12 protein-coding genes and 1 other annotated feature are annotated in these 12,211 nt (G+C 33.1%); of the genes, 5 read left to right on the top strand and 7 right to left on the bottom strand.

The genetic code is table 11. The annotated features are described in order from the left end of the window. Nucleotides 1-207 precede the first annotated feature (207 nt). The 3 genes from AC0C45_RS17955 (at nt 208) to AC0C45_RS17945 (ending at nt 3,346) form a co-directional block, all read left to right on the top strand. Nucleotides 208-654 carry a MarR family transcriptional regulator gene (locus tag AC0C45_RS17955; RefSeq protein ID WP_013082649.1) on the top strand — a complete coding sequence of 149 codons (447 nt, stop codon included), beginning with the start codon at nt 208-210 and terminating at the stop codon, nt 652-654. Between the two features lie 100 nt (nt 655-754). Continuing rightward, on the top strand, nt 755-1,954 hold the full coding sequence (locus AC0C45_RS17950) for an MFS transporter (RefSeq protein WP_472928448.1): 1,200 nt from the start codon (nt 755-757) through the stop codon (nt 1,952-1,954). A 241-nt stretch (nt 1,955-2,195) separates the two neighbouring features. Further along, nucleotides 2,196-3,346 (top strand): IS3 family transposase gene (locus tag AC0C45_RS17945; protein ID WP_472928446.1). Its coding sequence is split into 2 segments (ribosomal slippage): nt 2,196-2,448 and nt 2,448-3,346, totalling 1,152 coding nucleotides; the frame shifts between segments, so codons are not numbered across the junction. On the opposite strand, the gene AC0C45_RS17940 is transcribed toward AC0C45_RS17945, so the two are convergent. Together AC0C45_RS17940 and AC0C45_RS17935 are read right to left on the bottom strand one after the other, a co-directional pair. Continuing rightward, a complete protein-coding gene (locus tag AC0C45_RS17940; protein ID WP_414058615.1) occupies nt 3,334-3,540 on the bottom strand; it encodes an IS3 family transposase in 207 nt (68 codons plus the stop codon). The genes AC0C45_RS17945 and AC0C45_RS17940 overlap by 13 nt on opposite strands. A 352-nt stretch (nt 3,541-3,892) precedes the next feature. Next, complete coding sequence (locus AC0C45_RS17935; RefSeq protein WP_472928444.1) at nt 3,893-4,408, bottom strand: DinB family protein; 516 nt, start codon at nt 4,406-4,408, stop codon at nt 3,893-3,895. 522 nt (nt 4,409-4,930) lie between these two features. Then, nucleotides 4,931-5,145: a binding site (T-box leader), on the top strand. Between the two features lie 43 nt (nt 5,146-5,188). On the opposite strand from AC0C45_RS17935, the gene AC0C45_RS17930 reads away from it, so the two are divergent. Next, nucleotides 5,189-6,565, top strand: coding sequence for an amino acid permease (locus AC0C45_RS17930; protein WP_047934089.1), 1,377 nt, complete (start codon nt 5,189-5,191; stop codon nt 6,563-6,565). A gap of 307 nt (nt 6,566-6,872) precedes the next feature. Here AC0C45_RS17930 and AC0C45_RS17925 read toward each other — a convergent pair whose 3' ends face one another. Then, nucleotides 6,873-7,316, bottom strand: coding sequence for a hypothetical protein (locus tag AC0C45_RS17925; RefSeq protein ID WP_034652935.1), 444 nt, complete (start codon nt 7,314-7,316; stop codon nt 6,873-6,875). Between the two features lie 186 nt (nt 7,317-7,502). Here AC0C45_RS17925 and AC0C45_RS17920 point away from each other — a divergent pair, with 186 nt between their 5' ends. After that, nucleotides 7,503-8,228, top strand: coding sequence for a ZIP family metal transporter (locus tag AC0C45_RS17920; RefSeq protein WP_472928441.1), 726 nt, complete (start codon nt 7,503-7,505; stop codon nt 8,226-8,228). A gap of 192 nt (nt 8,229-8,420) precedes the next feature. Here the strand turns inward: AC0C45_RS17920 and AC0C45_RS17915 are convergent, their stop codons facing one another. The 4 genes from AC0C45_RS17915 to AC0C45_RS17900 form a co-directional block, all read right to left on the bottom strand. After that, nucleotides 8,421-8,756, bottom strand: a complete 336-nt coding sequence (locus AC0C45_RS17915; protein WP_013082643.1) for a hypothetical protein — start codon at nt 8,754-8,756, stop codon at nt 8,421-8,423. A 175-nt stretch (nt 8,757-8,931) separates the two neighbouring features. Next, complete coding sequence (locus AC0C45_RS17910) at nt 8,932-9,600, bottom strand: DUF3885 domain-containing protein (RefSeq protein WP_047934096.1); 669 nt, start codon at nt 9,598-9,600, stop codon at nt 8,932-8,934. Nucleotides 9,601-10,100: 500 nt separating this feature from the next. Beyond that, complete coding sequence (locus AC0C45_RS17905) at nt 10,101-10,289, bottom strand: hypothetical protein (RefSeq protein ID WP_013082641.1); 189 nt, start codon at nt 10,287-10,289, stop codon at nt 10,101-10,103. A 506-nt stretch (nt 10,290-10,795) separates the two neighbouring features. Further along, nucleotides 10,796-11,650 carry a malate synthase gene (locus AC0C45_RS17900; protein WP_472928438.1) on the bottom strand — a complete coding sequence of 285 codons (855 nt, stop codon included), beginning with the start codon at nt 11,648-11,650 and terminating at the stop codon, nt 10,796-10,798. Between the last annotated feature and the right edge of the window lie 561 nt (nt 11,651-12,211).

The raw sequence follows: 12,211 nt of genomic DNA, 5'->3' as shown, positions 1-12,211 counted from the left end.
GTATATAACAATCAGAAAAACAATATATTTGCTGTTACTTTAAGTAAATGATAAAAATTTAGTTTTAATAAAAGAGTTTGATCATTTACTTCTCATTAATAATAACGTTTATTACGTATTCTTAATAAACATTAAAGTGATTTGGTCGTTTTGTTGCGAAAGAAACAAAAACTCGTTATACTGTATACAAATTAGGGAGGAGTTATTATGGATAAACGACAGCAGTTAATGAGTGAACTTATGGATTTGTGTAATGAAATAATTTGGCGTAATAAACCTGAAGTAGAATTGGCCTTAAAGGACTATACGTTGAGTGAAATAGAATTAATTGAAAATATCTCTCTAATCCCAAATGCAAATGTAACAAAACTTGCAGCTGCAAGCTACATGACTCGAGGTGCTATAAGCAAGCTTACCAAGAAGCTGATAGCTAAAAATATTATAGAGAGTTATCAAAGTGTCGCAAATAAAAAGGAAATATATTTTCGACTAACAACCAATGGACAAAAAATAAATGATATCCATCAAAAATTACACCAATCTTTTCTTGAACGTGATAAAGAAGTATTTAAGCACATGACCGATGAAGAATTTGACACCATTTTTCGTTTCATTGGTCGATATAGACATCATCTGAAAAATATCACTGAGTAAGTGGTATTTTTTTATGTTGCTTTATTGTTGACGAGGAAACAATAAAGCGGTAAACTTATGTTTGTTTCTTGAGAAACAATAACTTCAAAGGAGAATTATCATGGATACTTCAATAAATAAACATGCCCTAACGTTTGGGCTTATCACTGTCTTCTTAACTGGTCTTGGATTGACTATAGTTAGCCCCGTTTTACCTTTTTTGGTAAAGACTTATACTAGTAGTCCCAGCGGTCAGGCTACTGCAGTAACATTACTTACGTCTATATACGCTCTTTCTGTCTTTTTGGCTGCACCAGTTTTAGGTGCGTTAAGCGATAGGTATGGTCGTCGTCCAGTATTAATTATTAGTCTTATCGGCTCTGCCTTTGGTTATTTTATCTTTGGACTTGGAGGTGCACTTTGGATTCTCTTCCTTGGCCGTACCATTGAAGGTTTGACAGGTGGCGAAATTTCAGCGATTTTTGCTTACTTTGCAGATATTACCTCTTCAAATGAACGCACTAAGTACTTTGGTTGGATTAGTGCTGTTGTTGGGGTTGGCACTGCTCTTGGCCCTATAATTGGAGGTGAACTTGCGACTTTCGGAAACAGTGTTCCTATGTATGCTGGTACGGTTGTCACATTGCTTAATGCCATATATGGCTATTTTTTTATGCCTGAGAGTCTTGAGAAGTCCAGACGCTCTTCCAGTATTTCTGTTAGAGAGCTTAATCCATTTATACAATTATCCAAGGTTTTTTCCTTTAAATCTGTTAAATGGCTGTTCATTGCTGGGTTCCTAGTTTGGATTCCTAACGGATCATTACAAGCTATCTTCTCTCAGTTTTCAATAGATGCCTTTGCATGGCAGCCTATATTTATTGGTCTGACATTTTCTATAATAGGCGTACTTGATATCTTTTCACAAACAATCATTATGCCGCGATTACTCAAATTTTTGACAGATAAAAAAATTGCTCTTTTAGGCATGATAAGTCAAATTATTGGTTTTATCCTTATTTCAATTTCAGCCCTTACAGCTTTTTATTTCGTCTTTATTGTTGGGATGATTTTCTTCGGCCTGGGTGATTCGGTCTTTGGGCCATCATTTAATGGTATGCTTTCAAAATCCCTTAGTGACAGTGAGCAAGGGCATATACTAGGGGGAGCTCAGAGCATTCAATCTCTAGCTCGGTTAATTGGACCAATTATTGGCGGTCAGTTGTATTCAGTAGTTAGCCACACTACTCCAGCCATCATGGGTGTGGTATTGATTGGTATCTCTACTCTCGTTTTATCAAAAAAGCATCGTTATATTTAATAAAAAACAACCATTAAACAAGAATAGAAGAACTGCCTCTTCACCGATGGGAGTTTTTTCTGTTTTATAACTGTATACCTTACAGGCATTTAGTTAACATAAACACTCTTCCGGAACACACGCAAAAAGAGAACCCTTAGAAATGAACTGAACCCAAAAAGTTAGACAATTTATATTTAAGCAACTTGGAGATGGTACGATAAACTGGACACTAAATTAAGAGAAAAAGGTGATTCGGTTTATGGGTAGAAAAGTTTATGATCGTCAATTTAAAATGGCTGCAGTTCAGTTGGTACTGGAAGAGAACCTATTTGTAAAAGAGGTTGCGAAAGAATTATCTATTCATCCTAATACGCTATATCGTTGGGTAAGTGAATACGAAGAATATGGGGAAAGTGCGTTTCCAGGCTGTGGGAGCGCACTTTATAATTCTCAGTATGAAATGAAAAAGCTTAAACGTGAGAATGAAGAACTTAGAAAAGAGCTTGATCTACTAAAAAAGTTCCGGGTCTTCTTGAAGAAAAAGAATGTGTAAGGTTTCAATTCTTAAAAGAAAATAAACACAACTATAACATCAAGAAGGCTTGTAAAACGTTAAACATCTCACGATCAGGTTACTATGAATATTTACAGAGAAAACCTTCTAAAAGAGCTTTAGAAAATGAAGTGTTACGTGCAGAAATACAGGAGATATTTAAGGAACATAAGGGTCGATACGGATCTTTAAGAGTTACAAAGGTTCTTGAGAAGAAGGGAATCAAGGTAAACAGAAAAAGAGTAGGAAAACTGATGCGTCAAATGAACCTATATGCGAAAGGAAGCAGGTATCGCTATAAACGTTATAATAAAAAATCACCTTCTATAGAAAGACCCAACCTCCTAAATCAAGTTTTTCACACAGACGGACGAAATAAAATATGGGTCGGTGACATTACCTATATCCCTACTCAAAAGGGTACTTTATACCTTGCGGTATTTGTGGATATGTACTCGAGAAAAGTGAGTGGCTGGTCTATGAGTACACGGATGAAAGATTCTCTTGTGATAGACGCTTTTTTACAAGGATATAACAAAGAACATCCTCCAACAGGATTAATTATCCATACAGACCAGGGATCCCAATATACGGGTAGTAATTTTCAAGCCATACTGAAAAAGTATGGTGCTGTTTCAAGTGTCAGCAGAAAAGGAAACCCCTACGATAATGCATTAATGGAATCTTTTTATAAGACCATAAAAAGAGAGCTCATTCATGGTGCCAAATTTACAACACCAGAACAAGCTCGAAAAGAAGTATTTAAATATATAGAGCTCTATTACAATACCAAAAGAATGCATTCTTCTCTGCATTATCTTTCCCCTATTGACTACGAAAAAGCCTATTCATCATAGTATCTTAACTTAGTGTCCAATAAATATTGACAAGTCCAAACGTAGTTGGCATGAGTACGGTATTCGACTGGACTCATGCCTTTCAATCCTCTCTTAATTCGAGTGTTATTGTAATAGTGTATATATCCTTCTAGTTCTCTCTCAAAATGGTTCATATCTTTAAATTGTTGAAGATATAAGAGCTCTGGCTTCAGTTTGAAAAATAAATTGATAACAGGAAAATAAAGGTTTCTATAATGCCGAAGTTTGCGTTGAATCAGGAGTTATATGAAAAACAAAAGTTAATTTTGTCAGCGAGCATTTCTCTGCATTTTAAAGTCTTTGATTAACTAGGTTTTTATTTATAAATGACTGTGACGAGAAAGCAACTTTCTATTTGTACGGGAGGTGCTTTTTCGTTTCTTATAAAAATATAAAAATGGAGGAACGAAAAAAAGCCCAATTTCTCTAGTTTAATACTTAGGAATTGGACCTTTTAATATTAGAATTCCCTTAACATTGTAAATCCGCATTTCCTGACGCTACCCCTTTTAGATAGAGGAGAAACTACTCTTTTGTATCCCTTTCATATAAATATAAAATATAATCAGTCATAACACCGGGATGGCCCAATTGCCGTAGCATAGCTGTAATATTGCCACGATGATATGTTCCATGATTGACAACATGTTGTACTACATCAGATAAACGGGTTTCGAGTCGTCCAGCAATTGAAGTTTCCAGCACAAAGGCAGTTTCTATATCTTCTTGACGATTGAGAAATGCTTTGTACCTGTCAGATAAATCGAAAAACATCGTTTCTACTTCCTCGATCCTTTTCGTTTCAATCTGTTCTCTCAATTGATTAGCCGACGCAGATGCTTCATCAAACTTTTCACCAGAAATACAATTTAACCATATGTTGTCAGAGACATAAATGTGCGCCATCACCTTTGATATAGAAGAAAAAACGCTCTGAATTTCCTTTTCGTAAATGTCCTCAGAAAGTTCTTTTAATCGGTCGAAATTTTTTTGGTTTGCCCATACATGGTAATCGTACAATTTTAATGAGTGATGTGACATTTGAAACTCCCCCTATTTCCCAATTCATTATCGACATTACACAAGGTATCAGTAGTCAACTTAACTATACTTCTATAAAAATATCCTCCAGACCTTTTATTTATAGGAGTTTTTTGTTCACTTAATATGAATTATAAGAAGTAACAAACTTTTAAAATTCCTATTATTAAAGGTTTTGTATATTCATAATTCAAATGTTGTAAAAGAAAAGAATAACTCCTGCCTTGTTATATTCTTTAGGATAAAATACAATACTGAGATATTTTCTCACCATTTTTATTCTGATTTAAAAACCTACTGTACTCTTGTTTGCACAGTAGGTTTTCTATTATAGAAAAGCGTACAATTCAATCACCGTACAAAAGATGGGAAAAGGAATGATTAAATACTGAATAATGGTAATTGTTATCTTTGTGTAAAATCTAATAACTCTTCTTATAGCTGTAAATAGATAAAAACATATTGACATTTAATTTCAAACTAACTATGATGATATACATTACATACACTTTAATTTAATAAACAAAAGCTAAGATAGGATCTTAAGTAATCCTAATCTCCCTGTTATAGAGAGCTGATAATTGGTGGAAGTCAGTACAAAGATTAGAGATGAAATTCACTCCTAGAGCTTCCTCTTCTAATGGTATTTTAGAGAGGACGGATAAAACCGTTATGCTAATTAAGAGGTAAGATGTTTTTACAATATAGGGTGGTACCGCGAAATTTTCGTCCCTGCTGAATAATTCAGCAGGGACTTTTTTATGTTAAAAGGAGGGCATCATGAAAGAAAATACTGCATCAAAGAATACGTTAAAAAAGCAATTATTACCGCGACACATTCGAATGATTGCTATTGGAGGAATGATTGGAACAGGGATTTTCAAAGGGAGTGCTGATACAATTGGATTAGCAGGACCTTCGGTTATCTTTTCGTATCTATTTGCTGGACTATTGCTTCTCATTGTAATGGGGGCTTTGGCTGAAATGGCTATTGTATACCCATCGCACAATATGAAAGATCTAATTCAAAAAGCTTTTGGAAGCCGTTTTTCTTTTGTAACGGGAGCTACTTATTGCTTTATGTGGCTTACTGTGTGTGTTATTGAAGTCATCGCTGCAGGTAGTTTTCTGCAATATTGGTTTTCTTCTATCCCTTTATGGATTCTTTGTCTTATTTGTTCAATTGTACTTATTTTAATTAATGCTACAAGCGTAAAGTCTTTTGGAGAAATTGAGTTTTGGTTTGCTGGTATTAAAATCTTTGTTATTATTGTTTTTATTTTATTAGGTATAGCGATACTATTTGGAATTATGCCAAGCAATAATTCATCTTCTCATTATCTTCATAATTATAGTGATTTTATACCAAATGGCTGGAAAGCCGTTTTCTCTACATTACTTGTAGTCATTTTCTCGTATGGAGGATCAGAACTCATTGGTTTAACTATTACAGAAACGAAAGATGCTGAAAAAGTATTACCAGGGGTAGTTAAAGGCGTTATGTGGAGAGTAGTTCTGTTTTATACTTTGCCTATTTTTATTATCTGTGGCTTGATACCATGGGATAAAATTGATGCAAATGCTAGCCCTTTTGTGCAGGTATTTGAAACAGCCGGGCTTCAAGGTGCTTCTCATGTTATGAACTTTATTTTATTAACAGCTGTCCTTTCAGCAGCCAATTCAGGTATTTATGGCTGTACAAGGATGCTTCATTCTTTATCTCAGTCAGGAGATGCTCCTAAAAGTTTGTCCTATGTAAATAAACAAGGCGTACCTGTTTACAGTTTAGCTTTCAGTGTCCTATTTTTATTATTGGGAACGTACCTCGTATACTTATATCCTGAAAAAGCTTTTTCTTATTTATTAGCTATTCCTGGATTTACAGTTTCTCTTATATGGATTAGTATTTGCTTAGCTCAGCTAAAGCTACGTCCTCAATATAAAGAAAAACCATATTTTAAACTTTGGGGCTTCCCTTATTTAACGCTCTTTGCCGCATGTACATTAATTATTAGCTTCATAGTCTTTCTCATAGACAGTGCGAATAGGTTAAGCTCTATAGTTTGTGTAGCATTCGTTCTTGTAATGGTAATTCTTTCATTTTTCAAAAGGAACACCAAACCTACTTCTCTTGAAGTACCGAATGATACCAATTAGATTTTACATTCTTCAAAAACTTAAATCAAAAAAAGATACTTTATAAAGTATCTTTTTTTGATTTATAGAATCACTTGCTTCATTTGAGAGCATTTTTAGTGATTTCACTCACGATTTGTTTTTGGGATTTTTGCTCTTCATTCCAAGCCTCTAAGGTTTCATGCAAGATACTCTTTGCATCTCCTTATAGCTCTTTTCGCTGTGAGTGTCGTTTATTCCTTTAGCGTAATATGCCACATATTCGTTTTGAGCAATTCTTTCATTTTCTGCATAGCTTGTAGATTAAAATAAGCAACATCGATTCCCGTTAAGTGCCCAAAATGGTGATGTACGATTGTGTTTGACATACCTTTGTTATCCACACTGTAAATTCGTTAATCATGTTAATTAACTCACGAATGTACTTGTTTTTGTGATGATCAAACTGTTTGTACGTTTCCTTTACTTTGCTAAAATCAATCCATTTCTTTAGTTTAATCATAGGCGGATTAGTGCTCAAAAAATATGCGAGTTCTTGCAGCTGATTACTGATCCTCAGCCATGTTTCTGCTTTGATTTCTGTCACTTGGGTAGGTTGATACTGTGGCACATACTTGCAAATAGTGGTGTAGAAATAAGCAAAAGCTTCATCAGCAAAATAGACCGATTCTTTATTCCAATACTTTGCATTGTACTCCCCTGGTTTCACTTCTATATAATAAGCATTTTCGACCTTGTCCACATTGGTTATCATTTCAAAAGGAGATTCCATAGTAACACCTCTTTTTTAGATAACATTAGTATGTCCTTTTTTATTAGTGATTTACCTAAAAGTTACTCCCAAGTTAATATCATGTGCTTTTATTTTTTTTAACCATTTATAAAACATAGGTATGATTGCCTTTCCTTTGAATAGGTTAGTTGTACAAAACCATATAGCCGAAAGGAAGTAGCAATTATGCATATAGAAATGAATATCTTATTTACTTTAGGTTCTTTACTGGGTTTATTAGCAGGTGGAGGACTTCTCAAATTAGTAAACCATCTGGCAAGGGGAAGAATCCAATTTATGTATGCTATATGCGGTGGAATCTTATTGGGCTTATTGTTTTTTGATATCCTTCCGTCTACTTGGCATCTATATGATTTAAGAGGCGTTTTATTAGGGATTGTAGTCGGATATATCATCATGCTATGCATTGACCTCTTTTTGCATAAACAAAACAGCGGAATTTCACCCTTACAGGCACTTATCTTATTAACGGTTGCTATTTTTTTTCATAATGTCATCACAGGTGTTACCTTTGGAATAACAGATATGCACCAATCAGCTTCTGTATTCGCAGCTACCCTTTTACATCAGGTCCCAGAGGGGATGGCAATTATGACAGTCCTCTCTATAGCAAAAATACCTAACACCTTCTTTTTACTAATTATATCCATTCTGTCGCTGTCTTTAGGAGGCAGTTTATTTATTGGTGAAAGTGTACAAGTTTCCTCACTTAAACTACAAGCTTTGTCGACTGGCGCAGCAATCGGTACACTGTCTTTTGTTATCTTTCATGAAATAATTGGAAATGCCATCAAGCACTTCAGGAAATTGCATGTATGGCTATTAATTTCGCTAGGATTCGTAATTATTTATGTTTATCAATATTCTCTTTCATTATTTCATGGCCATTAGAATGATTAAATTTAAGTGTCAAAAAGACACCTACAATTGTATGCAGCTATACCTCACTGTGATCATTTATAAAAGAAGAACATTTCATAGAATGTTCTTCTTTTACATTACTTCCTAGAGTCATGATTATGGTAACTAGAAATAACTGCTTAGAATCCATATTTCATTCTCTTATATATAAGCATCTGTATGTTACCACTCTCTCCACTCTTCTGTGATATCCTCTTCAGTCTCTAAGCCAGCTGCATTTGCAGCTTTGATGATAAACTCGCAAAGTTCTTCTCTTTCTAACGTTTCAATGAAATAATCAAATTGTTCATTTAACTCATTTAATCCTATAACTATCTCTTGTACATATTCTAAGATATCTTGTTCTGACATTTTATCTACAGAACCTTCAAGTCTATTAATATAAGTATCAAGGATTTCATCAGTGGCTTTAATATTCTCTACAGTGAAAATCTCATCATCTTCCATTCTTTGTTGCCAAGCTGCTGTCGGTTTATTATTTTTTAGTTCTTCCATCATTGTATTATCACCTTAATCTTATTTGGATTTCCATTTAGCTATAAGCCTAATGCTAATCTGATTATATAACAAAATTAACCTAGAAGATTGTAGATACCTTTTTTATTTTTAGTTACTGTGAGACAGGTGATTATGGATATAAAAAATGTGCTAATTAGTGGATGAATCCTACTTTTCACTTAAATAAAAGGTCAATTTCTTCTCGATCATAATCCAAAATCCAATTATTATATTCTTCATAAATAAAGCGTATAGATTCTTTACTTGAGGCTAAGACATCACATCCGCGATCATCATACAAATGAAAAATCTTTTTTTTAGAGAGATTAATAAAGTAAATATCATAACTACTTTGGGAATTACTCTTCAGAATAGTAGATGGATGAGCAAAATCTTCATAATTAATAGCCTTTAAAAGTTGCGCATATCTTAATTCTGTTTTCTTACAAGAAAGTGCATAGCGATGAGTCAAAGATTGATCATCGTCTTCGTCTTCATCCTGAAATACACTCGGCACACAGTGATGGTTTAATTGATATAGCCGCTGTTTATCTTTTATGTATTTTAAATAAACGTTTAAAGGTCTTTTTTGAAGGAAACGATCTTTGTTCGTAGTATGCACATCCGTAATAAAAAGAATCTTATCTCCCTCTTCAAATACTCTGTGAAATAATGTGATTGATCGATGAAAAGCTTGATTCAAACAATCTTTTTCGTGAGATGAAATTAATGGATCTGATATTTCAAAGCGAATGCTATATTTCCACGAATAAAACAGAGCTGGACTTAAAGTTAATCCTTCAAAGTATTTTTCTAAAAATGAAAGTAGAGTGTTAGTGCTCATGTATTTTTCTCCAAATTTTTTAGTTTTTATAGTTTATAAGTAACTTTTTTTACTTAAACATTAAGTAATTGTTCGATTTTATATGTAGGATTAATAAAGCCCTTTATTTTAAAAAATAAACTTAAAAGCCACCTCGAATTGTCAGGAAAGGTAGCTTACAAGAGAAACTTAATATGGAATTATAAAGTATAGTATATTTTTTCTATAAAAACTATTCTCTACCTCATAAATACATTCGTAAAACGCGAGCTTTTTATGCATTTTGGCAGTTAATCTTCCCTATCGAATCTTAATCTATTTTTGCATGTGTGTTGAAAAATCACATTATATGAACTCAGAATGAATATTTTATACAATCACAATAGCTTCGTAAGTGCTTGCCAATGATGACATCTCATGGAATCAAGAGGCTCTAAATCTTATAGTGCTGCTTATTTCTTAAATCAGTCTATTTATTAAAATAAAAAGCACCTCAATTAATAGATGCCTAGTTTTTATTATTATTTTTCTTCTGTAATCATAAACTGTACCACGTTATTTAAATTGATGTGCACTAACTCTTTTTCATTCGAAATGAATCTTTCATATTTTGTTATATGACTAATGACTTCTTTCTTTGATGCGGCTTCGAATTTTAATTCCTTTGTCCTGCCATTTATAAATTCGAAAATAACTTTAAATTTAAGCATAGGTGTATCTCCTCATTATCTACTTATTATTCTTGTTTCATCAATTCTTCTTCAAAGAAAAAAATACTTGGATATTTAGTAACCGTATAAGAGTATCTTTTCATGTTTTTTACACAATGACTTTTTAAGATTGTTACTAATTCATTCGATACTCTTATAGTTACTGTTTTTCCATTACTAAATATTTTCACGTTATATCCTTCATCTTCTCTCCTATTAAAAATAATAAGGTTATCGTATTATTCTTATAATAGAGCTGAGAAAAGCTTACATCAATCTGTACAGATTTTCCTCATTCTGGTATATGGGCTCAAAAAGTATATAGTTATGAAATAGTAAAGGATTATTTTATATAGATTTTAATCACCTACTGTCACTTTTCTACCTCTCCTACGTTCTGTTCTTACCTTTTTAATAGCGAACAGAGCCAAGGAACGTTCGCTATTAATGATGGGTGAGAAAAATGTGTCAGTCCTTAGTCATTCCTATTACCTTTAGGCTAACGTTTACATACGCATCAATGCGCCATTAGGCTTTGGTAACTCCTCAGCTGTTATCAGATTCATTTTACAAAAATGTTCAAAAAATTGTTGTGCCAGCTCTCTTTCCTTTGGGTCACTTTTCAACTCAGCTATATCAAGTAAAATTTGAGCCATCCATAAATTATCAAAATAACGGTATTTACCTGTATTCCATGTCATTTTTTGGGATGCTCTTTCATTTACATAATATTTCCAGAAAGGCATCTGATCCGATTCCTGTTCTGTAAGCTGGAGTCTGTATTTTGAATGAGCAGGAATATATCCATCTTCACAAAGCTTACCGATAAAATCTTCATTCACCATATAGACGCCTAAGATACGTCTGTCTTTTTCAGGCATACTGGAATCTATTGCTGTTAACAAGACAGCACTATTTTGGTGCAAACGGATGGGTTTGGTTGGCTTCCCCTTGTTATTACCGCTTTTTATTACACCTGAAAAAACTTTCCACTCTAAAAAAGAACTATTCTGTTCTTCTGTGTCACACCAAAAAACCATTTGTGATTCAGAATGAAGTTTATGATTTTTCATAAGTTTTTCAAGTCCCCAGCGAAGTTCTTGGTTTTTTCGTTGTAGTTTTTTTTCCTCTTCCTTCTTCCGTTCTTCCTCGTTGTGTTCCATTTCCTTTTTTTCTATAATTTTTTCGAGTGAATGAGCAACACTTTTATCATGCAGTTTTAGATGCTTTCCAAATACATCGGGGAAAACAAATTTTTTATTTTCCGATGCGAAATGTATTTCAATACTAGAATCATTATATTTAACTATACTACCTATCCCAAAAAGCTTGTGTGTAACTTTCTTATTGATTAGATTCATTATTCTAGGCCTCCTTGTAGAATAAAAACTCGGTTACTATTAGATAGTAAATTAATAATTTTATTCAACTAACTTACCTTTAAAGCTCACACAACTGTTTGAGTTTTTTTTCAGTTTTAAAAAGGGTATTGAAAAAATGTATCCATAATTCTATCTGAAAAAAACACAGCGGAATTCGGAATACGATCGAAAAAACAATTGTAAAACTATTATAACATTTTTTGAAAATATTACAAATTTTCCATTGACAATATATTTTAATTTGAGGTAAAATAAAGTTTTGTTGTTTACAATAACTCAAAATAAAAGTCTCCAACAAGTCATGAAACTTCTGGAAAGTCCCTATAAATAACCATTTGATTACTGGTGATAAGCGAAATGATTCCACCATTAAACTAACCCTCATTACGTTGGAGGCTTAGTTTAGAGATGTACTACTACAGTAAGTGGTACAATTAAAAAGCAAAAGAAGAAGATATGAACATTATTACCAAGTGTTTAGAAATTCTCATATAAAAAACTCCGTGCATTATCCCATGAAAATAAAATGGTAAGAAACAC

The organism is Priestia sp. VA7, assembly GCF_055710015.1.
Note: the sequence above shows the minus strand (reverse complement) of the source record. Positions and strands in the feature narration are given on the sequence as shown.

What these genes read in the sequence shown, in the direction of transcription:
- AC0C45_RS17955 (WP_013082649.1), top strand. Translation starts at nt 208, where the DNA reads ATGGATAAACGACAGCAGTTAATGAGTGAACTTATGGATTTGTGTAAT.
- AC0C45_RS17950 (WP_472928448.1), top strand. Translation starts at nt 755, where the DNA reads ATGGATACTTCAATAAATAAACATGCCCTAACGTTTGGGCTTATCACT.
- AC0C45_RS17935 (WP_472928444.1), bottom strand. Translation starts at nt 4,408, where the DNA reads ATGTCACATCACTCATTAAAATTGTACGATTACCATGTATGGGCAAAC.
- AC0C45_RS17930 (WP_047934089.1), top strand. Translation starts at nt 5,189, where the DNA reads ATGAAAGAAAATACTGCATCAAAGAATACGTTAAAAAAGCAATTATTA.
- AC0C45_RS17925 (WP_034652935.1), bottom strand. Translation starts at nt 7,316, where the DNA reads ATGGAATCTCCTTTTGAAATGATAACCAATGTGGACAAGGTCGAAAAT.
- AC0C45_RS17920 (WP_472928441.1), top strand. Translation starts at nt 7,503, where the DNA reads ATGCATATAGAAATGAATATCTTATTTACTTTAGGTTCTTTACTGGGT.
- AC0C45_RS17915 (WP_013082643.1), bottom strand. Translation starts at nt 8,756, where the DNA reads ATGATGGAAGAACTAAAAAATAATAAACCGACAGCAGCTTGGCAACAA.
- AC0C45_RS17910 (WP_047934096.1), bottom strand. Translation starts at nt 9,600, where the DNA reads ATGAGCACTAACACTCTACTTTCATTTTTAGAAAAATACTTTGAAGGA.
- AC0C45_RS17905 (WP_013082641.1), bottom strand. Translation starts at nt 10,289, where the DNA reads ATGCTTAAATTTAAAGTTATTTTCGAATTTATAAATGGCAGGACAAAG.
- AC0C45_RS17900 (WP_472928438.1), bottom strand. Translation starts at nt 11,650, where the DNA reads ATGAATCTAATCAATAAGAAAGTTACACACAAGCTTTTTGGGATAGGT.